This is a genomic window from Xanthomonas sp. SHU 199 (assembly GCF_000364665.1).
In the GTDB taxonomy this organism is placed as follows: Bacteria; Pseudomonadota; Gammaproteobacteria; order Xanthomonadales; family Xanthomonadaceae; genus Xanthomonas_A; species Xanthomonas_A sontii.
Genome location: NZ_AQOI01000571.1, coordinates 1 through 1,397, shown reverse-complemented (window position 1 = coordinate 1,397; position 1,397 = coordinate 1). Strand labels below are relative to the sequence as shown.

1 protein-coding gene is annotated in these 1,397 nt (G+C 74.6%); it reads left to right on the top strand.

Features of this window, described 5'->3' with window-relative positions; all coding sequences use genetic code 11:
- Positions 1-1,397 (top strand): hypothetical protein (locus D183_RS0116910; RefSeq protein WP_017910041.1); only part of this gene is annotated, 1,397 nt, incomplete at both ends.

Below are 1,397 nucleotides of genomic sequence, written 5' to 3'. Positions count from 1 at the left end.
GCCACCGCCGCCGGCGCCGATGCGCTGGCCGATGGCGACTACACCACCGCCGTGGGGTCCACCAGCACCGCCGCCGGCCTCGGCGCCTCGGCGCTGGGCAGCGGCGCGGTCGCCAGCGGCGCCCACGCCAGTGCGGTCGGTACCGATGCCACGGCGGTCGGCACCTCGGCCACGGCCATCGGCAGCACCGCGACGGTGTACGAGTACGACGAGAACGGCTTCATCGTCGGCAGCCGCGAGCAGACCACCCAGGCCCTGGGCGTGGCCGCCACCGCGGTCGGCGGCGGCGCGCAGGCGCTGGATCCGCTGACCACCGCGGTCGGCACCGGCACCTCGGCCGGCGGTGTGCAGAGCACCGCGCTGGGCTATCACGCGCAGACCTTCAAGGATGGCGCCACCGCGGTCGGCGGCCTGTCCGAAGTGGCCGGCGACCTGGGCACGGCGGTGGGTTACAGCGCTCGCGCCGCAGGCGACTACGCCACCGCGATGGGCATCGGCGCGCGCGCCACCGCCACCAGTGCGGTGGCGATGGGCATGAACGCGCTGGCCAGCGGCACCGACAGCGTCGCCGTGGGCGGCGTCAGCACCGCCGCGGCCAGCGCCGGCAACAGCGTGGGCATCGCCGCCGCCACCGGCGTCGGCGGCATCGCCCTGGGCGCCGGCGCGCAGAGCCAGTCCGACTACGCGATCGCGCTGGGCTACAACGCCAACGTGTTCCCGAACCTGCCGGGCAACGTCGATTCGGTCGCCATCGGCCACAGCGCCGGTTCGTTCGCGCCGCGCACGGTGTCGTTGGGCAGCTATGCGCTGGCCGCCGGCGACAGCGGCATCGCGCTGGGCTACAAGGCCACCGCCTGGAACCCCGACAGCGTCGCGCTGGGCGCACGTGCGGTGACGTCGATCTACAACAACAACGGCACCGCGCTCGGCACCGACAGCCAGGCCAACGGCAGCGATGCCACCGCGATCGGCTACGGCGCGCGGGTCAGCACCTGGCTGGACGATGCGCGCAACCAGGCGCCGACCAATGCGGTCGCGCTCGGCGCGCATTCCTACGCCGCGCGCGACAACAGCGTGTCGGTCGGCGATGTCGGCAACGGCCTGACCCGGCAGATCACCAGCGTCGCCGCCGGCACCGAAGCCACCGACGCGGTCAACGTGGCGCAGCTGCAGGAGGCCGGCAAGTACCTGCAGGCCAGCGCCGGCAACAGCGATGCCGGCGCCTACGTCGAAGGCAACGACGCGCTCGCCGCCGGCGAGGCCGCCAATGCCATCGGCAACGGCAGCACCGCGCTCGGCGCCGGCGCCGATGCGCTCAACAGCGGGGCGACCGCAGTCGGCAGCGGCGCGGTGGCCGCCGGGCAGAACAGCGCCGCCTTCGGCACCAACGCGCAGGC